Source organism: Phytoamicus setariae (genome assembly GCF_016722925.1).
Lineage (GTDB): Bacteria > Pseudomonadota > Alphaproteobacteria > Rhizobiales > Rhizobiaceae > Rhizobium_E > Rhizobium_E setariae.
The window spans coordinates 140,652-159,662 of record NZ_JAEQNC010000001.1 but is presented as its reverse complement, the minus strand read 5'-3'; the positions used below and the strand labels follow the sequence as shown (position 1 = coordinate 159,662).

At 59.6% G+C, this 19,011-nt stretch carries 15 protein-coding genes; 8 read left to right on the top strand and 7 right to left on the bottom strand.

The window, feature by feature from the left end; translation table 11 throughout:
- Window positions 1-10 precede the first annotated feature (10 nt).
- The 4 genes from JJB09_RS00750 to JJB09_RS00735 form a co-directional block, all read right to left on the bottom strand.
- Window positions 11-1,063 carry a FecCD family ABC transporter permease gene (locus JJB09_RS00750; protein WP_246748539.1) on the bottom strand — a complete coding sequence of 351 codons (1,053 nt, stop codon included), beginning with the start codon at window positions 1,061-1,063 and terminating at the stop codon, window positions 11-13.
- A gap of 64 nt (window positions 1,064-1,127) precedes the next feature.
- Window positions 1,128-2,006: a heme/hemin ABC transporter substrate-binding protein gene (locus JJB09_RS00745; protein WP_201651815.1), complete on the bottom strand. Its 879-nt coding sequence runs from the start codon at window positions 2,004-2,006 to the stop codon at window positions 1,128-1,130.
- Window positions 2,007-2,017: 11 nt separating this feature from the next.
- A complete protein-coding gene (locus JJB09_RS00740) occupies window positions 2,018-3,070 on the bottom strand; it encodes a hemin-degrading factor (protein WP_425523674.1) in 1,053 nt (350 codons plus the stop codon).
- 25 nt (window positions 3,071-3,095) lie between these two features.
- Window positions 3,096-3,284 carry a hemin uptake protein HemP gene (locus JJB09_RS00735; protein ID WP_201651812.1) on the bottom strand — a complete coding sequence of 63 codons (189 nt, stop codon included), beginning with the start codon at window positions 3,282-3,284 and terminating at the stop codon, window positions 3,096-3,098.
- A gap of 205 nt (window positions 3,285-3,489) precedes the next feature.
- Here JJB09_RS00735 and JJB09_RS00730 point away from each other — a divergent pair, with 205 nt between their 5' ends.
- The 7 genes from JJB09_RS00730 to JJB09_RS00700 all read left to right on the top strand — a co-directional run bounded on the left by JJB09_RS00730 (window position 3,490) and on the right by JJB09_RS00700 (window position 11,978).
- Entirely contained in the window at window positions 3,490-4,755 is a 1,266-nt protein-coding gene (locus JJB09_RS00730; RefSeq protein WP_201651810.1) for an energy transducer TonB family protein, read from the top strand.
- A gap of 169 nt (window positions 4,756-4,924) precedes the next feature.
- Window positions 4,925-5,176 (top strand): acyl carrier protein, encoded by a 252-nt coding sequence (locus JJB09_RS00725; RefSeq protein ID WP_201651808.1) that lies wholly within the window; start codon window positions 4,925-4,927, stop codon window positions 5,174-5,176.
- Window positions 5,176-6,357 carry an acyl-CoA dehydrogenase family protein gene (locus JJB09_RS00720; protein WP_201651806.1) on the top strand — a complete coding sequence of 394 codons (1,182 nt, stop codon included), beginning with the start codon at window positions 5,176-5,178 and terminating at the stop codon, window positions 6,355-6,357. Before JJB09_RS00725 ends, JJB09_RS00720 begins: the two co-directional genes overlap by 1 nt.
- Before the next feature lie 7 nt (window positions 6,358-6,364).
- The gene (locus JJB09_RS00715; RefSeq protein WP_201651804.1) at window positions 6,365-7,273 is read left to right on the top strand and encodes an amino acid--[acyl-carrier-protein] ligase; all 909 of its coding nucleotides are present in this window, start codon (window positions 6,365-6,367) and stop codon (window positions 7,271-7,273) included.
- Between the two features lie 10 nt (window positions 7,274-7,283).
- Window positions 7,284-8,255 carry a DUF1839 family protein gene (locus JJB09_RS00710; RefSeq protein ID WP_201651802.1) on the top strand — a complete coding sequence of 324 codons (972 nt, stop codon included), beginning with the start codon at window positions 7,284-7,286 and terminating at the stop codon, window positions 8,253-8,255.
- 75 nt (window positions 8,256-8,330) lie between these two features.
- On the top strand, window positions 8,331-10,799 hold the full coding sequence (locus JJB09_RS00705) for a glycoside hydrolase family 2 protein (protein WP_201651800.1): 2,469 nt from the start codon (window positions 8,331-8,333) through the stop codon (window positions 10,797-10,799).
- Between the two features lie 105 nt (window positions 10,800-10,904).
- Window positions 10,905-11,978 carry a glycoside hydrolase family 5 protein gene (locus JJB09_RS00700; protein ID WP_201651798.1) on the top strand — a complete coding sequence of 358 codons (1,074 nt, stop codon included), beginning with the start codon at window positions 10,905-10,907 and terminating at the stop codon, window positions 11,976-11,978.
- Window positions 11,979-11,989: 11 nt separating this feature from the next.
- Here JJB09_RS00700 and JJB09_RS00695 read toward each other — a convergent pair whose 3' ends face one another.
- A complete protein-coding gene (locus JJB09_RS00695; protein ID WP_201651796.1) occupies window positions 11,990-12,265 on the bottom strand; it encodes a hypothetical protein in 276 nt (91 codons plus the stop codon).
- Window positions 12,266-12,344: 79 nt separating this feature from the next.
- Window positions 12,345-14,255 (bottom strand): GumC family protein, encoded by a 1,911-nt coding sequence (locus JJB09_RS00690; RefSeq protein ID WP_201651794.1) that lies wholly within the window; start codon window positions 14,253-14,255, stop codon window positions 12,345-12,347.
- Between the two features lie 252 nt (window positions 14,256-14,507).
- Between JJB09_RS00690 and JJB09_RS00685 the strand changes: the two genes are divergently transcribed.
- A complete protein-coding gene (locus JJB09_RS00685) occupies window positions 14,508-15,671 on the top strand; it encodes a glycosyltransferase family 4 protein (protein WP_201651792.1) in 1,164 nt (387 codons plus the stop codon).
- 29 nt (window positions 15,672-15,700) lie between these two features.
- Here the strand turns inward: JJB09_RS00685 and JJB09_RS00680 are convergent, their stop codons facing one another.
- Complete coding sequence (locus JJB09_RS00680; RefSeq protein WP_201651790.1) at window positions 15,701-19,009, bottom strand: oligosaccharide flippase family protein; 3,309 nt, start codon at window positions 19,007-19,009, stop codon at window positions 15,701-15,703.
- Window positions 19,010-19,011: the final 2 nt, after the last annotated feature.

The window sequence follows — 19,011 nt, the reverse complement described above, 5'->3', positions numbered from 1 at the left end:
GGTATCTCGCTTACATGATCCGGCCGGAACGGCCCTTGAACAGGATCCAGAGGAAGAAGGGCGAGCCGATCAGCGCCGTCAGGATCCCGATCGGCAGTTCGGCCGGCGCGACGATGACGCGCGCCACCATGTCGGCGGCGAGCAGCAGGCTGCCGCCCAGCAATACGGAAGCCGGCAGCAGGAAGCGGTGGTCCGGCCCCGCCGTCAGGCGGATCAGATGCGGCACGATGATGCCGACAAAGACGATGCCGCCGCTGAAAGCCACCGATACACCGGTAGCCGCCGCGACCAGCAGGATCGCCACGCGCTTGAAGCGCTCGACGGGGATGCCCATGTGGAACGCCGCAGCTTCGCCGAGCGTAAACGCGTTCAGGCCACGACCGAGAAACGGTACCACCAGCAGCGCAGGAAGAATAACCAGCGCCGCAATGCCGGCCTTGCTCCAGGTCGAACCGGCCAGCGAACCGAGGCTCCAGAATGTGATGTCGCGCAACTGCCGGTCATCAGCCATGTAGATCAGAAGGCCGGTAATCGCCATTGCCAGCGCCGACACCGCAATACCCGCGATCAGCAGCGTGCCGATCTGGGTTTCGCCATCGCGCGAGGACAACTTGTAGAGGATCAGCGTTACCGCCAGACCGCCGATGAAAGCGGCCACCGGCAACGCGAAGATGCCGAACAGCATCATGAACGGTGCAAGCACGGTTGGCCCGAAGACAATGCAGCTGACCGCCCCGAGGCTTGCCCCGGAAGAGACCCCCACGACCCCGGGATCGGCGAGCGGATTGCGGAACAGGCCCTGCATGACCGCACCCGATACGGCCAGGGCCGCACCCGTCAGAAAGCCGAGCACGGCGCGCGGCATTCTGATTTCAAGGATGACGATCCTGTCCCGCAACATCGTGCCGGCACTGTCACCGGATGTGTCGAGCAAATAGGAGCGAAGGACTGCGAATACCGAGGCGGTGCTTGCGCCGGTGGCTGTCGAAGCCACCAGCACAACCAATGAAAGCACGGCCAGCCCGATGAGGCCGACAGTCGGCCCAGCGGCAGAACCCAGCATTCCGCCTGTGCGTCGCGACGTCGGAATGCCACCCTCCTTCAGCTCCATCTGCAATGTCATCAGACTAGCCGCCGTAAAGTGCTTTTGAAAGCTCGCGGATTGCCTCCGCCGTGCGCGGTCCAAATCCCAGGAGCGTCATTCCGCTTTGACGGATCAATGCCCTGTTCTTGCCAGCCGGCGTCAATGCGATCGCAGGATTGGCGAGCACTTCGGCATCCGATACGCCCGGCCCGTTGTCACGCATCATCAGGATGACATCCGGCTTTGCCTCGATGATCGTCTCGTCGTTGAGCGGCTTGTAGCCATGGAATGCGGCGGTGGCGTTGATTGCGCCCGACATTTTCAGGATGCCATCGGCCGCGGTGTGCTGACCCGCTGCCATGATCTTGCCGTTCTGCATGGTGAGAACGAAAAGCACGCGCTTGCGCTTGTCTTCAGGGATCTTTGCCGCGGAAGCTTGTGCAACATCGACATCGGCAGCAACCTTGGCAGCGAGGTCGTCGGCTTTGTCTTCGACATTCAGGGCCGTACCGACGGCCTTGATCTTGGCGATGATGGCATCCTTGTCATAGCCTTCCGGGATCGTCACCAGCGGCACCGATGCCTTGGAAAGCACATCGAGCGTCTCCTTGGGGCCGCTGCCCTGGATCATCAGGATTGCCGATGGGTTGACCGAGAGCACGCCTTCCGGCGACAGCGCCCGCATGTAACCGACATCCGGGAGCTTCATCGCCTCATGGGGATAGAAGCTGGTGGAATCGCGGGCGATCAATTTGTCGCCCTCGCCGAGCGCATAGACGATCTCCGTCACGGCGCCGCCGATCGATACCAGCCGGGACGTGTCGACCGGCTTTTGCCCTTCGGCAAGAGCGGCAGACGTTGCAAGCGCGGACACCGCCGCCAGCGCCATCAAGGCGCGGCGGCTCAAGGTCATCATCATCATCTTTCAGCCTCTCAAGCAGCGACTGCAGTGCGGACGGCGAGCCCTTCGACCAGCGACCGCCACTCGGCCATCTCGACATTGCCTTCCTTGCGCTTGCCAAAGAACTGGATGATCATTTCACCGTTCTTGTCATAGGCTTCAACTGAAGTGACATGCCCGTCCTTGGTCGGCTTGCGCACGGCCCAGGCTTCGGCGATGTGATCGGCACGAAGGTGCAGGTGGAAGGTCGGATCCATGACATTGACCCATGGGCCCATCGGCTGGATGTTGCTGACCGGACCGGTATGGATCTGCACGATGCCGCGATTGGCGACAAAGCACATCAGGTTGATCTGGGTTTCGGCGGCCTTGCGGAAGAACTCCTCGGCGGCGCCGTCGGCAAGCTGCCAGGCGAAATCGTTACCCACATGCTGGACGGCAGCCTGGCGATCGATGTCGAGCTTCTTCAGCATACCGAAGAACTCATGCGTATCGGTCATCTTGCTCCAGGAACTGCGCAGCTCATCGACATCGAAGCCTTCCTTGCGGCCCGAAGCAAGCTTGGTGAACGCCTCTGCGACGAATTCCTGGCTCTGGTCCTCCAGACGGAAATCGGCAACAATCTTCTCATAAGCTTCGAGGTTCGACGCTGGGCGTAGATGGACCTTGTGGACTGCCTCGCCAGACTTGTCGAAGTACTGCAGGCTGCGGCGCACCGTCTCCCCATCGGTCTTGGTGACGGCAAATGCATGCGCCCAGACCCAGTTGAAGATACGCAGGTCGATGTTTTCGCCAAGCGTCAGCGACGTCTTTTCACCGATCTGGATATTTTCATAGACACCGATCTTTTCATGCACAGCGCTTTCGTTGCGGCTGAGTGCCATGACCTCACCGAGTTCGGGCGCACGCTCAAGCAGCCGGTTCGGATTGGCATCGATACGGATAACGGAAATTCCGCACTCGGCAGCAACCAGTGCAGCTTCCGACACGCCGAGATTGGCAGCGATATCGCGCTCGCGCATCTTGGGGTTTTCTGCGCGGTATGCGCGGATTTCAGCCGGTGTCTTTGCAGTCATTTTCAGTATCCCTTCCCTCGGTCATATACCTGGGTCATTTGTTGAGAATAAGTTTTCCCTGTTTGGTGATCTTCATCCTGTACGCCGCCCCGGCGTGATGGATGACGATTTCGCGCGCACCATCGAAAAGGGAGCGCGTATCGTATTCCGGAAGGCGCGCTACATCAGCGCTGGCTGTTCCGGTTTGCTGAGCCTGAGCGGTTATGTCTTCCGCCGCCATCATGCCGCTTTCCCTGTTCACTGGTGGTATTCATTGTTGACTTCGTTACTCATATTTCATTATTGATGCAATACCTGTCTGGAATAGTCGACTTTAATTTTGTTGAAAGATTTTGACGAAGCCGGGCGACCCGAATGAACACGGAGTCCGTCATGCAAAAACCTCTGACCGGAAGAATGCGCCAGCCACATCTGGGCGAGGGCTGAGTTTGGAACCCGCCGGCGACAACGTGGTCAATCTACGGGAATTGCGGTTCGAGCCGGCCAATTCCAACGACGCGGCGCGCGCCATCTTTTCGCATCACTTCAGGGATGTCCCTCGCTGTTCCTTTGCAAAGGACGACGGGATTTCCCAGTATCTGGGCTCCGAGACGGGGATGGAAACCTTTCCGTGCTCGCCGGGCGAGCACGTGCCCCTGCATCAGGACGTTCCGACCGTTGCAAGCGAGATCCCCCAATCGTCGCGGAAACTTGCCCACAGATTGCTGCGCAGCGGCTTCGGTCTGTCAGTGCTTCTGCATGCCGTGATGGCGCTTGCCGTCAGCTATGTCGCCGTGACGCTGCCGGACGAGGATACGCTGGTCGAAGGCGTGACAGTCATCAGCGTGGTCATCGAGGGCGAAGCCGATGCTGCCGCAGTGTCCGCAGGCCAGAAGGAAGAAGCTGAAGAACCGATAGAAAAGCCCGTCGACAAACAGCCCGAACCAGTCAAGCAGCCTGAAGTGGTGAAGAACGTTCTGCCGCAGGCCGCAGAAATCCTGAAAGACCTGCCGATGCCGCAGCTCGGTGCGGCCGTTCCCGATATCCTCGTAGCCCGCGATACTGCCGTTACCAAAACCGAGATGGTCGCCAAGCCCGTGGTCGAAGAAAAGACCGTGCAGCAGCCGGAAAAAGATATATCGGCGACCGTTCCTGAACCCGTCAAGGATGAGGCCAAGCCGAAACCTGTCGAACCCAGAAAACCCGAAGAAGCCAAAACCGTCGAGAAAAAGCCGGACCTCAAGAAGCAGGAGCCGCAAAAGGAAAAACCCAAGAAAGACGTCAAGAAGCAGGAAAAGCCTGTCGATAAGGCAAAAAAGAAAAAGGGCAATCAGGGCGACGCATCCGTGACGGCCAGGAAGGGCGACGTCGACGCGCGCAGGAAAGGCGAAACGGCAAGCGACAATTCCCGTGGCGATTCTGATAACCGCGAGATCGGCAATGCTGCACGTTCAAATTATGCGGGTGTAATCCGGAAAAAGCTGATGCGGGCAAAGAGTCGCATCCGCAACCCGGGCAAGGGAAATGTCACTGTGGCATTCACGATCACGGCCGACGGCAGTGTCTCGGGCTTGCGGATTGCCCATAGCTCCGGCAAGGAAAAGATCGATAGCGCGGCCTTGAAGATCGTCAGCGGTGCCGCGCCCTTCCCCGCAATCCCGGCCGAGGCCAAACGCAAGAGCTGGCCGATGTCGGTTCCGATGCAGTTCAAGTGACGCACTGCGGATAGTAAATGTTTTCCTAAGTTAGTATATGCAACTTGCAATTCACGCATTACCGATGCTTAACCAATAGATTTAGTTAATTCTTAGACCCTTTTCCCTATGGTCTGTGCCAATCCGGAATGAAAATCCGGAAGCGCTGATAATTTGAAGGAGTACAGGGATGAGCACGAATATTCGCGAGCTTTTGAAAAAACACGCTGGCTTGCCGGTGACTGTGGACGATCTTGCTGACAGCGCCGATCTCTATGCTGCCGGCCTTTCGTCCTTTGCATCCGTTCAGCTGATGTTGGCCATCGAGGAGAATTTCGACATCGAGTTCCCCGACAGCCTGCTCAACCGGAAGTCTTTCCAGAGCATCGAAGCCATCGAGCGCACGGTCAATTCCATCATCGAGGACAGGAAGGTCGCCTGATGAACATCCCCGTCAATCTGGCAACAGGTAGCCTGACAGACCGTGCCCAGCGCGTCGCTTCGGTGGCGAAAGCCTATGCCGATTGCGTGGACGACAAGGGCCGTTTTCCCGACGAAGCCGTCGATGCCATGAAGGCCGAACGGTTGCTCTCCATCCAGATCCCCGCCGATCTGGGCGGAGAAGGCGCCTCGACCGGCGAGATCGCCGAGCTTTGCTCGATCATTGCACAGGCCTGCGCATCGAGCGCGATGATCTTCGCCATGCACCACATCAAGCTCTCGAGCCTGGTCGAGCATGGCAACAACAGCGACTGGCACTGCGACTTCATGCGCAGCATCGTCGCCAATCAGCTGCTTCTCGGCTCGGCGACGACCGAAGGCGGCATCGGCGGCAACCTGCGCAACTCGATTTGCGCGGTAGAAATCGAGGGCGATATCTGCCGTCTGACCAAGGATGCCACGGTCATTTCCTACGGCGCCAAAGCCGATGCTATCCTGATCACCTCCCGCGCCCACAAGGATGCGGCATCCACAGACCAGGTGATGACTGCCTTCCTCCGCGATCAATACACGCTCGAAAAGACCCACGACTGGGATACGCTCGGCATGCGCGGCACCTGCTCGGAAGGTTTTCTATTCAAGGGCGAAGCACCGGCCGCCCAGATCTTTCCGAAAGCATTTGCCGAGATCGCGGCGCAATCGATGCTAGCAAATTCCCATATTCTCTGGAGCGGCGTCTGGTACGGCATCGCCGTCGATGCAGTAGCACGCGCACAAGCCTTTGTTCGTGCAGCGGCCCGCAAGTCGCCCGGCCAGGTGCCGCCCGGCGCCATCCGCCTGGCAGAAGTTTCAAATCTTCTGCAGATGATGAAGTCCAACGTCGTGGCTGCCATCAAGGCTTACGACGAGGCCCGGCGCGACGAGGACAAGCTGTCGTCCGTCGCCTTCGCCGTGGCGATGAACAACGTCAAGATTGCGTCTTCGGAGACGATCCTCACCATCATCAATCACGCGATGCTGATCTGCGGCATCATGGGATACAAGAACGGCACACCTTTCAGTCTCGGGCGGCATCTTCGCGATGCGCATTCTGCCCAACTCATGATTTCGAACGACCGGATTCTCGGAAATACGTCCAACATGCTCCTGATCCACAAGCAGGACACTAGTCTTTTGGGGTAAAACCACTATGGATATGCAAGTCTCCCTTCTCGACCGGCTCTTCGAGTCCGGCCTGCTGATCGAAACCGGCGTTGATGGTCTATATGGCCGCTCCGGCCAGTTCGAAGACGTGATTGCCGCTTTCGAGCGCCTGGTTGACCGTTTCGGCAGCGCCGATGGCGCCGAAGCCATCCGATTCCCACCCGGCATGAACATGGCCTACTTCGAAAAAAGCGGTTACATGAAGAGCTTCCCGCAGCTCGCGGGCACCGTTCACTCCTTCTGCGGCCATGACCATGACCACATGAGCCTGCTGAAATGCATGGAGGAAGGCGGAGACTGGACGAAGGAGCAGAAGTCGACCGACATCGCGCTGACGCCCGCAGCCTGCTACCCGCTCTATCCGACGATTGCCAAACGCGGCCCGATCGCCATGACTGGCGGTCTCTACGATCTCCAGTCCTATTGCTTCCGCCACGAGCCTTCGAAGGATCCGGCCCGCCAGCAGATGTTCCGCATGCGCGAATATGTCTGCATGGGCACGGAGCATCACGTCACCGAATTCCGCCAGACGTGGATGGATCGCGGCGTCGAGATGATGAAGCTCGTCGGCCTCGACGTCGAGATCGACATTGCCAACGACCCGTTCTTCGGCCGCGCCGGCCGTCTGCTGGCCAACAACCAGCGCGACCAGAACCTCAAGTTCGAACTGCTGATCCCGGTCACCTCGACGGCCAACAAGACGGCCTGCATGAGCTTCAACTACCATCAGGACGCCTTCGGCGCCAAATGGGACCTCAACCTCGAGGATGGCAGCGTTGCCCACACCGCTTGCGTGGGCTTCGGCCTCGAACGCATCGCGCTGGCGCTGTTTGCCCATCATGGCCTGGACGTGGCGCTCTGGCCGGACGCGGTTCGCAAGACGCTGTGGGGCTGAGACCAGACCCATGACCACTGCCGTATTCCCGCTCCTGGATCCCCGGGATTATCAGCCTCATCGGCTGCACAATCCCGAGCGGATCTGGCCGGAGACCAATTGCTATGTCGATCTGTGGATCGAGGTCCTCAATGCGCGGGGCCTCGCGCCGGAGGCGATGCTGGGTTTTACCGTCACTCAGGATTTCGAGGGCGATCAATTCACCTTCTTCAAGGTGCCGCTCGACGATCTCGAGACGCTCTACGACATCCGCGTGATGGAACTTGCGATCTTCGACAAGGTCGAGGCGCATGTCGCAGAACAGATCGGCCGTGGCCGGCTCTGCCTGGTGGAGATGGACAGCTTTTACATGCCTGATACGCAGGGCGTTGCCTATCGCACCGAACACGGCAAGACCACGGTCGGCATCAACCGGATTTCGGAGCGGGACAAGGAAATCGACTATTTCCACAATGGCGGGTTTTTCCAGCTGAAGGGCGAGGATTTCGACGGGCTGCTCGGGCGGCTATATCCCGCGGGCGGACCACCCTTCCTGCCCTATACGGAATTCGCCAAGTTCCCGGACCGACCTCTTGACCAAAGCCAGTTGCGCACCTCCGCCGAAACCCTGCTGGAGCGCCATATAAGACGAATGCCCAAGGAAAACCCGGTCGCAGCGTTTGCGCGCCACTTTCCGGAACAGGCACAAGCGCTGGCAGAACGCCCGTTCGAATATTTTCACAAATATGCCTTCAACACCCTTCGGCAGTTGGGGGCGAATTTCGAACTGGCGGCAAGCCATTTCCAGTGGCTGTCGCCCGAGGGCGAATTGACAACCGCTGCCGATGCCGCGTTGCAGATTGCAACAGCGGCCAAGACGGCGCAATTTCAGCTCGCGCGCGCGCTGACCCGCAAGAAGTTCGAACCGCTCGCCACGGCGCTTGATCCTGCCATCGAAGGATGGGATCAACTTGCAGGGATATTGCACAGCCGAATCAACTGAGTTGATACGATCTCGGCCTTTTCACGATCATCCCGGCGTATGCGGGGTGATCGATTTCATGAGAGAAGGATCGATATGAACGGAACGTCAGCCGGACTTCAGACGAAACACTCTCTGGCAGGGGACTGGGCGCTGGTCGTTTCCGAAGCGGGCGCCTATGCGCTGCCGGCAGATATCCCCGCCTCCGCTCGCACCATTGCCGCGCCGGTGCCCGGCACGGTGGCTCAGGCCCTGGAACGTTCAGGCAAATTCGACCGGGCCAACCCGGCCAGCCTCAACGACTGCGACTACTGGTATCTCGCCGCCATCGAGGGTGAGCGCCCGGGGCCGGGTCGCCTGCAATTTGACGGGCTGGCCACCATCGCCGAGGTCTATCTAAACGGCGAGCGGGTGCTCGAAAGCGTCAGCCAGTTCATCAGCCACGATATCCCCATCGCCCTCACCGGCTCCGACCAGCTGGCCATCTGCTTTAGGGCGCTCAATCCACACCTTGCAGTGCAAGGACCGCGCGCCCGCTGGCGGCCGCAGATGATCACGCCACCCGGCATGCGGCTGGTGCGCGCCACGCTGCTTGGCCATATGCCCGGCTGGTGCCCCGATGTCGAAGCCATCGGTCCCTTCAGAGCTATCCATCTCGTGCGCCACAGCGAGGTCGAGATCGACGACCTCCGCATCCAAACCGCGATCGATACGGACGGCAACGGTATCCTCGATGTCTCGTTCGGCTTTTCCGGCCGCGCCGGAGACCTGAAGGTCAGTTGTGCCGGTCACACCGTTCCCGTCACCATATCGGCTGATGGACGCTTGCGGGCGCATCTCGAGGTTCCAGATGTCAAGCCGTGGTGGCCGCATACCCATGGCGAGCCGGCCATTTTCCCAGCAGCGCTGGTGATCGACAATGTCAGCCACGTGCTCGCCCGCATCGGCTTCCGCAACATCTCGCTCGACCAGGGACCGGACGGCAAGGGCTTTGCCATCGAGATCAATTCCGTGCCGATCTTCTGCCGTGGCGCCGTCTGGACCAATGCCGATATCGTCCGCCTGCCCGGTGGTGGCGAAGATTACCGGCCATGGCTCGAACGTGCCCGCGACGCCGGCATGAACATGGTCCGCATCGGCGGCACCATGACCTACGAAACATCCGAATTCTTCGCGATCTGCGACGAGCTGGGGCTGATGGTCTGGCAGGACTTCATGTTCGCCAACTTCGACTACCCGGCATCGAATGCCGATTGGGTCGAGTTGGTGGAGCGCGAAGCCTCGGACCTTCTGAAGAGCATCCAGGGTTCGCCGTCGCTGACCGTGCTGTGCGGCGGTTCGGAAATCTACCAGCAGGCAGCCATGCTGGGCATGCCGAAGAAATTCTGGACCGGGCCGCTGACCGAGGAAATCCTGCCGGCGATCTACGACAGCTATCGGCCTGACGTGATCTACATCCCCAATTCGCCCTTCGGCGGAGCCATGCCGTTTTCGCCCAATCAATCGGTGACGCATTACTACGGTGTCGGCGCCTATTGCCGGCCGCTGGACGATGCAAGGCGCGCCAACGTGCGCTTCGCGGCTGAAAGCCTCGCCTTCGCCCACGTTCCGGAGCAGGTGACGCTGGATACGCATCTGCCTGTTCCGGCGGTCCATCATCCGCGTTGGAAAGCGCGCGTGCCCAGAGACCGGAGTGCATCCTGGGATTTCGAAGACATTCGCGACCACTATCTGACTGAACTCTACGGCTTCGAGCCTGCACGGCTGAGGCGCGAAGACCCGGCGCGTTATCTGGATTTCTCGCGCGCCACCACGGTGGAAGTCGCCGAAGCGACCTATGGGGAATGGCGCCGGCCGGGATCGCAGACCGCGGGGGCGCTGGTCTGGACGTTGCAGGATCTTCTGCCAGGGGCAGGTTGGGGCGTGATCGATTCCACCGGCTTGCCGAAGCCGGTCTGGCATGGGCTTCGCCGAGCGTTTAAACCCGTGCAGGTGCTGCTCAGCGATGAGGGCACAAGCGGACTTGATGTGCATGTGATCAACGAAAGCCAGCATCCAGTACCGCTTTTGCTTACGGTCAGATGCCTGCGGGACGGCGCCACGCAAGTCGTGGCGGGCTCCATAGAGATCGAGCTTGCCCCGCGCGGTACGATAAGCATCCCGGCAACGGAACTGTTCGGTGCATTCTTCGATACCAATTACGCCTTCCGCTTCGGGCCAGCCGCCCATGACGTAACGGTCGCGACCCTGAAAGACCTGGAAACAGGTGCGGAAATCGCTTCGGCGTTCCACTACCCCAAGGGTCGGCCGGCAGCGATGCATGAGGCAAACATTACTGCAAGCCTTGATCGCCGGGACGGCGATTGGGTGATCGCGCTCTCCACCGACAGGCTCGCACAATCGGTCAATATCGCGGTTCCCGGGTGGCTGCCCGACGACAATTGGTTCCATCTGGCGCCGGGGCAAGAAAAAATGGTCCGGATCGCAAGTTTTTCTGCAACCGCCGGCAATAAACCGGAGGGTGTCATCCGTTATCTAGGAGTTGCTACAGCCATCAGCATCTGAACAATCTGCGAGTTGACCTCACGTCGGGAAATTAACAATTTCAAGCCATAGTCCGGTGATTTTCGAGAGATAGCGCGCCGCAATATTAATTCGAGTAAGTATCTCATGACACAGAAGACGCGAAAGATTCTGAAGGCAGCACTCACAGCAGGCGTTGCGCTTGCAATGAGTGGATCGACGTTTGCACAGGCAACGGCCGCCACACCCTGTTTCCGCGGCATCAACCTTTCCGGCGCGGAGTTCGGCAAGCCCGGCGGCAAGATCAACAAGGACTATACCTGGCCTTCCGAGGAGACCGTTGCCTATTTCGCGTCAAAGGGCTTCGATACTGTTCGGCTGCCATTCATGTGGGAGCGCCTTCAGCCGAAACTCATGCAGCCGCTGGACAAGGATGAAGTCGGCCGGCTCAAGGAGGCTGTCGAAAGGATCCGCGCCCATCGCATGCGGATCATTCTCGACCCACACAACTACGCCCGCTACAATGGCCACCTCGTCGGCAGCGAACTCGTTCCGGATGCCGCGTTCGGCGACTTCTGGGCCCGGCTTGCCAAACTCTACGCCAACGAGCACGACGTGATCTTCGGATTGATGAACGAGCCGGCAAAAATCCCGATAGCCCAATGGCTCAATGCCGCCAACCAGGCAACCGCGGCAATTCGCGGCAAGGCCGGCGCCGACAATCTCATACTGGTGCCGGGCACCGCCTGGACCGGCGCCCACAGCTGGATGCAGCCGATCTACGGCGAACCCAACGGCGTGGCGATGGCGCGGTTCGAGGATCCCGGCAAGAATTTTGCCTTCGAGGTTCACCAATATCTCGATGACGACTTTTCCGGCACGAAGAACAACTGCTCGCGCTCGGACGATGCGGTCGATGCACTCAAGAGCTTCACGCTTTGGCTGCGCGAGCATGGTTTCCGCGGATTTCTCGGTGAATTCGGCGCGCCTGGCGGCAAGGTGCGCTGTATCGATGCGCTCAAGGGCATGGTCGATGTGACCGAGGATAACAAGGACGTGTGGACCGGCTGGACCTACTGGGTCGCCGGTGACTGGTGGCCGGCAACGGAAGAGCTCAATATTCAGCCGACGGCCGAAGGCGATCGGCCACAACTTGCAGCCCTTAAGCCGGCTCTCAGCGATTTTTCAGCCGAGGGAAAGAACTGCCCGTCGCTGAATTGAGGGGTCTTCGTTCAACTGCTTGTTCCTGCCGCCAAATACTCTTTTCCAGAACCCCTGCGTTTGGGGGAAGTCGGCCGGGCGAACAGAAAGAACATATAGGTCAGGAAGATCGCGAGGAACACGTAGAGCCCTACCCTGCGATCCAGCGCCGCCAGGAAGGCGGTACCGGTTACTGCCATTTCCATCAACATCACATGGCTGTCGCTGATGCCCATGAAGCGCGTGTTGACGAAACACAGCACCAGATTGAAAGTCAGGCCGGCGAGTACGCTTGCGATTGCCGCCATCCGCAAAAGCGTACCAGCATGCTCTCGGAAGCGTCCGGAGCGAACGCGTGCGCGATGCTGTCGCCCGCGAGCGCCATGGTCAGGTCGTCTTATCGACGATCAGTGTGCCGAGCATCCTGTCCTCGAAAGGCGCCAGCGACTTGATGAAGGCATCGATCTTCTTCTGGCCATCATGCTGGTCGGCGAGTATGAGGATACCGCTGGCCTCCGCGAGCAGCTCGTCGAGATGACGGCTTGCCTCGCCGCCACTTGCGTCGATCAATACGTAGTCGGCCGTCTTGCGGCGGCTGGTAGAGTTCCGGAACGTTGGAGCGGAGCTATCTGCCGGGTGCTCGGGAATCGGCGACAGGCGACGGAACTTGAGGACATCGCCGAGTGGCGCGTCGACCGCATGGCGCCGGTCGCTGAGATCGGCTCCCTCACCGGAGGAATAGAGCACGTCCTTGGAGTGGCGGTAGAGGGCATCAGCGAGCCTCGGCAAAATGCTTGGCGACGGCTTGTCATTGTCGAGCGAAAGCAGGACGATGGTCGACGTCTGGTCCGGCTGGTGCAGATGCAGCAACAGGTCCACCGCGATTGGCAGGCTTCGCATCGAGAGCGGTCCGGGATCGCCTTCGTTGGCAATCGGCTTGCTGGCAACACCAACGGGTTCGCTATCTGCCACCGGCATATCTGTGCCAGGTCGTGTTAACATGCGACCGAGCAATTCCCGTGCGACCGCCAAGCCGCAACCGGCCGCAATACCGAACAGGGTCGCTGCGACCAGAACCATCAGCTTGGCGAGCATTCCGGAGCCGCCGACCCCGACGGCCTTGGAGATGACGCGGGAATTGTTGACGTTGACGGCATCGCCTTGCCCCAGTTCTTCCGAACGGGCCAGAAACGCCTTGTAGAGCGCCCGCAGCGTATCGACCTCGCTCTGCAACTGGCGTGCCTTGATACCGGCTTCTGACGTATCGAGGCTGGACCTGGTCAATTCCGAAAGCCTGGCTTCGAGAGCTCTAACGTTGCCCTCCGCCCGCTCCATGCCGCTTTGCAACGATTGCCGAATGCGGGCGAGTTCCTGTTCAATGGACTGACGCATGCCAGCGACCTGAGAGCGCGCCGCGATCATCCGCGGATGGCTTGCTCCCAAAGACGAAGCAAGTTCGTTCATGTTCGCGACCATGTCTGCATAGCGCGCGCGCATGCTGCCGAGCGCTGTTGATGCGAGGGCTTCAGGAATAGCCCCATCCTGTACAGACCCGGCAGTCAGCGAGCGCGCCTGCTCGTAGCTCGACCGTTTCACGCCGAGATCCGTGCGCGCAGCGATCAGCTGCTTGTTGACGCCTTCGAGCTGCTGGTCGATGACCAGGCCTTGCTGGCCGGTAGACACCAGATCATGTGCCGCTTTGAAGGCTTCTAGCTCCGTTTCCGCCTTTCGAACGCGTGCGGCAAGTGTTTCGGCCTGGAGCTCGAAGGCGCCGCTGGCACGGCTCGATGCATCGTTGCGTGCTTCGTGATCTTTCTTCAGATAGACGGAAGCAATTGCGTTGGCGATCTCGGCACCCTTGGCCGGGTCGCTATGTTTGACCGTGAGGGTGAGCACGAAGGATTGCCCCGCGCGCTCGATGCTGAGATGCTTCTGCAATGCCGTTACGGTTGCGGTACGGGCGAAATCCTTGTTGGCAAGGTTGCCCCTAAACAGAAAGCCATCCTTGGTGAGATCGAGCTTGTCGACAACGACGTCAAGAATTTCGCTCGATTGCATCACATAGATCTGGCTTTCGAGGACAGCCGAATCCTGATTGCCAGCCGACGAAGCGGCGGGCACGAGATCACTCTTTTCGGCGATAAGCCCCTGCGGATCGATGAGAATGTCTGTAGTCACGGGGATCGTCGGCTTGACGACAACCACGTATGCTAGCGCGAACGCCACGAACAGAATTGTCGGCGCCAGAACATAGATCCAGCGCTTCCGCAATATGCCCGGCAACTGAAAGACGTCCATTGCGAAAGCCCTGCCGATTTCATCTTCTTGTTTATTTGTTTGAGGCGCCCATCCCAAAAGATGACCGCACGACACCGTGTCAATGTCTCATCACATGGTGAACACCCAGTGAACTTACAGCTTTATTAATCCGCCTGCGGCCAACCAGCGATAGCGCTCTCAACCTCGATAAACGCGATCTTAACGGCCTCGACGCCATTATCACCGCCCCGAGCACAGCCGGCATCCCAGCCTACAACAACTGGATTTTCAATGCACACTACCGTCGACCGCAATTCGGCAAAGATGTCCGGCACAAGCGCTTCGCCGCTGGTGGTGCAGGTCGTCCGTCAGTTTCTGCCAAATCGCGGGGGGTTGGAGGATGTGGTTTTCAACCTCAGCAGACAACTCATCCGGCGAGGATATCGCGTCCGCGTCGTGACCCTGGATTCGCTTTTTGCGGATCCCTCGCTACCGCTCAGCGACCGTGAGACGATCGAGGGGATCGAGGTGGCTCGCATTCCCTGGAAGGGGTCGACCCGCTATCCGATCGCACCTTCGGTGCTGCGACATATCGGCGATGCCGACCTGGTACATGTGCATGCAGTCGATTTTTTCTATGATTTCCTTGCGCTGACCAAGCTATTGCATCGCAAGCCGATGATCGCCACCACCCATGGCGGCTTCTTCCACACACGTCGCTTCGCTGCGATCAAAAGCCTGTGGTTCAATACGCTCACGCGATTTTCATCGCGGCGCTACCGATACCTGGTAGGCTGCAGTCGCTCGGACGTCGAGACATTCACGCCGATCAGCCGCGCCAACCTGCGCTTGATCGAAAACGGTGCTGATACGGACAAGTTTCAGGACCAGGCCTCACCCGTACCGACAAAACGGATTGTGACAATCGGACGGTTCTCATCCAACAAACGGCTCGATCGCCTGATCGGCATGATGCGGGCGCTGGTCGATCGAGAACCGGATTGGCGGCTGGAGATCATCGGCGTGCCATCCGACCTGTCAAACAGCGACCTCACCCGGATGATCGGGGATCGAGGCCTTGCAGGTCACGTCAGGCTGCTTACAGGATTGAGCAACGAAGAAATCTGCCGGGTGATTTCCGGCGCCAGCTTTTTCGCGTCCGCCTCCGAATACGAGGGTTTCGGCCTCGTTGCCATTGAAGCGATGAGTGCGGGGCTTCTTCCGGTCTTGCAGGAAAACACCGCCTACCAGGCGCTGGCGGGCAAACACGACCTCATCAGCCTTGCGGACTTTTCCAGTCCCTCCGCTGCCGCAACGATTATGCTGGCTGCGTGGGGCAGGCTTTCAGCCGATCCGGCGCAGACCCGTGCCACGCTCATCGCTCAGAGCGAAGCCTATTCATGGAACAGCGTCGGCGACAGCTACGTCGCACTTTACAATGATATACTGGGCTGAACCGCCAGGCCGGGTAAACCGGACTGGCTTCATGCCCTCTTTGCCAGCTTGAAGATCTCGTCGAACAACCGGCGGCGCGCGCGCGCCGGCGTGAGATTATGATCGGTCTGCGGCATCATGATCAGTTCGACATTTTCATAGCGCGAAATGCGTCGTCCATTGGCGCCGAAATGAAAATAGAGATGCTCCAACCCGACGTCACGCTCGCTGTACATCACAGTCACGGGAATGCTTTTCTGATGATAATGCGCAAATGAACGCTTCACTTCCCTGGCGACGGTGCTTCGTCCCGGCAAATGCATCAGCAGCGGCGCGATCCGGAAGGAGATGCGCCTACTCATGGCGACGATCATGTTACGGAGCGCCGCCCGGATATTGATCTCTCCCTTGAACAGGCGCTTGAGGGTCTCCACGCGTGCAAACCGGTTGCCGTAGTCCTCCAGGCTCCGCGGCACGACACTGATGTCCTCTGGAACTTTCTCGTCCGGGTTCCAATAGAACACGAATGGATTGACCGTAACGATGGCAGACAGACGCCGGTCAACCAGACCTGTACGGAATGCGACATAGCCGCCGGAGCACCGCCCTGCCACCATCAACGGCCCGGGCTTGTGTGCTTCGAGCACATCGAGTGCAGCGACCGCGTCCTCGTTCTGAGTTTCCGAATATAGGACGCGATCGGGCGCATCCGGTCGCGGAGGGCTGTCCGCGATATTCGAGGAATCGTAGCGCATCGACGCGATGCCATGCCGCGCGAGTTGCCGCGCCATCGCGACCATGCTGCCGCCCCAGCCGGAATGACGATCATAGGCGGTGGTGAGCAACAGCACCGACGCTCCGGTCGAAGGACCATCAGCCGGCAAACAAACGACCCCGACGAGATTTTTGTGAACACCGAAGCGCACCGGCTGCTCCCGGAATCCCTCGCCCTCCAAGAAGCCCGAGTCGGGACGCTCGGACGCCGCAGGCCGCGTCCCAGGCGTCGCCAAAGCGCTCACCCAATCCACGAGACGGTTCATGACCTCCACCGGCTCCCGCGCTGTCAACGGCATTGTCATCAATTCGTCGTAGCCGGCATATTCGATCTGCTCGACAGTTGCTCCGTTGGCGGCCAACGCATCGAGCAACGTGGTATCCGCCATCTTGAGTCCGCGCTCCACGATCAGCGCGTGCTTTATCGCCACCTTTTCGTCACCGCCCAGCTTGATCTTGCGAACGTCTTCAGCGATTTCGTCCGGCATGCGCAGTCCGGCAATCGATACACCCTCGACCTCACGATCCGCGTCGCTGAGTCCCAGATCCTCGTAAATGAACTTCGCCCGGAAGGAGACCTCACGTAGATAGGTACGTCCGTTCGCAACCGGCGCAAGCAGGCCGAGCGCTTCGACGCCGCCTATCCGTTCGGCGATCCGATATCCGATCGTCGCGCCAATCCCCTGTCCGATGACCACCAGCCGGTCGCAATGGCTCAGCGCCTTCAATTGACGCGCAGCGTCCAAAGCGGCTTCTTCCCATACGGCAATGCCGGCGCCGAAGTCGGTAGCGTCAATGGAGTCCCCGGTGCCGGGGAAGTCGAACCTCAAACTCGCAATTCCCGCAGCGGCGAAGCGCTCGGCAAGAACACGGTAGGACTTGCGAAGGCACATCTCATCGTAGCCCCAGGGGCTGAGCAGCAGAACGGCGACATCGCGCTTTTCAACTTCCATGTCCTCCGGCATGAAATGGCCCAGTGTTCCGGCGAACACGACAGGAAGTGCTGCCTGCCGGCCCGCGCCCTCGGTCGATATGGCGGAAGGTATTGCGGGGCTCACAGTCGCAACTGCCTCGACGGTCGGTGGACATACGAAGTTTGCAATAGCTTCGCCAAATCCACGCAGCCTTCCAGGCAATTTGCGAGCGCTTTGTCGAATCAGATCGGCATCCTCTTCCGGCACGGCGCGGAACAACTTGAGCGCGGGAACATAGACGACCGCGCCGGCCACAATGGCCAGAAGCAGGCCTATCGGGCCGCCTTGCAACGAAAGAACGCCGAGCGCCGCCATGCCACATCCTGCGGAAGCAAGTGCAACCTTGAGCAGCGTCACATAGAGCTTGTTGAACTCACTTCCGAACTTCAGAAGCTTGATCATCATCACGCACATCGCCACGAAGACCGCGATGCGTGTCGCCGCAGCACCTTCGCCACCGAACTGCGGCACCAGCGCCAGACATCCGACGACCATGATCGCACCCGCAATGACGCCGATCCACAGGCGTTCCTTTGCCCGGTCCTGTGACAGAAGATACAGGCTGAGCGTCTGCATGAAGGCCGCGCCGGGAGCCGCAAGCGCGAGCAGCGCCACCATCATGCCCGCATCGCGGAACGGCTCGCCGAACACGGTCACCACAAGCTCTTCGGATATCGCCGCCAGCCCCAGGCTCATCGGTAGGGTAATGTAGGACAGGCTGCGGACAACGCCGCCGATGACATCGGCAGACAGACCGCCGCCGCCACTTTCATGCCGGCGCTCGGAATAGTAGGGCAGCAGACTGCCCGTCAGCTGGATCGGCACCTGCAGCGCCATATTGGCGATCGACAGTCCGACTGCATAGAAACCGACCATCTTCACCGACCAGAACTGCTGCAGGAAAAGCAGCTCAAGCCGGTTGAGAAAGATCGAATCGACAATGAATTCGAGCGAAATAATGATCGAGGACGATGTCAGGTAGTTCTTCGGTACGTCGCACCAGTCGCGCCGCGTCAGAATGATCGGCAACGTCGCGATGAACAACACGAGTTGGCCGAACGCATAACCGACTAGCGCGCCTTCGACCCCATAATAGATCGCGCCGAACAGCACACCGGCCATCTGTACCAGTGAAACGAGCATGGTAAGTTTGAAGAAACTTCCAAGTCGCTTTTCACCGATCAGGTAAAATTTCGAGAAAGAGCCGATTGCCTGCATGACGAAGAGGATGCCGGTTACCAGCGCCACGCTGGGGGCGGTCTCCGCCCAATGCAGTTGCTCCGACGTCAGGAAAAAGACGCCATAAAGCGCCACAAGCACGACAGTAGCAAACACCGTCGGGATGATGAGGATCGCCGCAAAACCCTTGCGGCGATGTTCGTCATAACCCTGCGCCTTGAGTTGGGGCAGCATCTTGAGCAGCAAAACCGACGAGCCGAGCTCGGCGATCGAGGCGCCGGACACAACGAGCCATAGGGAGAACGCGATGATACCGTTGGCTTCCGGTCCCAGAAGTCGTGCGGTGATGATTGCCGACGCAAAGCCGGTGACCAGCAGCATAAAGCCGGCCAGCGCGTTGACGATCGAGTTTGCGACAATCCCGTTAGCCATTA

What these genes read in the sequence shown, in the direction of transcription:
- JJB09_RS00685 (WP_201651792.1), top strand. Translation starts at nt 14,508, where the DNA reads ATGCACACTACCGTCGACCGCAATTCGGCAAAGATGTCCGGCACAAGC.
- JJB09_RS00735 (WP_201651812.1), bottom strand. Translation starts at nt 3,284, where the DNA reads ATGATGGCGGCGGAAGACATAACCGCTCAGGCTCAGCAAACCGGAACA.
- JJB09_RS00720 (WP_201651806.1), top strand. Translation starts at nt 5,176, where the DNA reads ATGAACATCCCCGTCAATCTGGCAACAGGTAGCCTGACAGACCGTGCC.
- JJB09_RS00750 (WP_246748539.1), bottom strand. Translation starts at nt 1,063, where the DNA reads ATGCTGGGTTCTGCCGCTGGGCCGACTGTCGGCCTCATCGGGCTGGCC.
- JJB09_RS00715 (WP_201651804.1), top strand. Translation starts at nt 6,365, where the DNA reads ATGGATATGCAAGTCTCCCTTCTCGACCGGCTCTTCGAGTCCGGCCTG.
- JJB09_RS00695 (WP_201651796.1), bottom strand. Translation starts at nt 12,265, where the DNA reads ATGGCGGCAATCGCAAGCGTACTCGCCGGCCTGACTTTCAATCTGGTG.
- JJB09_RS00710 (WP_201651802.1), top strand. Translation starts at nt 7,284, where the DNA reads ATGACCACTGCCGTATTCCCGCTCCTGGATCCCCGGGATTATCAGCCT.
- JJB09_RS00680 (WP_201651790.1), bottom strand. Translation starts at nt 19,009, where the DNA reads ATGGCTAACGGGATTGTCGCAAACTCGATCGTCAACGCGCTGGCCGGC.
- JJB09_RS00705 (WP_201651800.1), top strand. Translation starts at nt 8,331, where the DNA reads ATGAACGGAACGTCAGCCGGACTTCAGACGAAACACTCTCTGGCAGGG.
- JJB09_RS00725 (WP_201651808.1), top strand. Translation starts at nt 4,925, where the DNA reads ATGAGCACGAATATTCGCGAGCTTTTGAAAAAACACGCTGGCTTGCCG.
- JJB09_RS00745 (WP_201651815.1), bottom strand. Translation starts at nt 2,006, where the DNA reads ATGATGATGATGACCTTGAGCCGCCGCGCCTTGATGGCGCTGGCGGCG.
- JJB09_RS00700 (WP_201651798.1), top strand. Translation starts at nt 10,905, where the DNA reads ATGACACAGAAGACGCGAAAGATTCTGAAGGCAGCACTCACAGCAGGC.
- JJB09_RS00690 (WP_201651794.1), bottom strand. Translation starts at nt 14,255, where the DNA reads ATGGACGTCTTTCAGTTGCCGGGCATATTGCGGAAGCGCTGGATCTAT.